Source organism: Paraburkholderia sp. SIMBA_053 (assembly GCF_046534895.1).
Taxonomy (GTDB): Bacteria; Pseudomonadota; Gammaproteobacteria; order Burkholderiales; family Burkholderiaceae; genus Paraburkholderia; species Paraburkholderia caledonica.
The window spans coordinates 1-301 of record NZ_JAWRXU010000401.1; the positions used below are offsets into that span (position 1 = coordinate 1).

A 301-nucleotide genomic window follows, 5' to 3' on the forward strand; every position below is an offset into this window, starting at 1 on the left:
GCTGGGGCAAGGAGCCGGCGCCGCCGAGTCCGTTGCCGGCCGCCGCGCTGTATCACCCCGCACGCGACATGGCGACCATCGACGACTGGCAGGCACGCTGGAAGCCCGATGCGCCCGTGGTCGCGATTCTGTTCTACAAGGCGCATTTGCAGGCGGCCAATACGGCCGTATTCGATGCGCTGATCGATGCGCTCGAAGCGCGCGGGATGAATCCGTTGCCCGTCGCGATCACATCGTTGAAAGACGCGATCAGCCGCGATGTCGTGCAGCAACTCGCCGCGCAGCATCGCATCGCGCTCGT

General features: G+C 66.1%; 1 protein-coding gene. It reads left to right on the top strand.

Features of this window, described 5'->3' with window-relative positions:
- Window positions 1-301 (top strand): cobaltochelatase subunit CobN (locus tag SB753_RS36165; protein ID WP_410804915.1); only part of this gene is annotated, 301 nt, incomplete at both ends.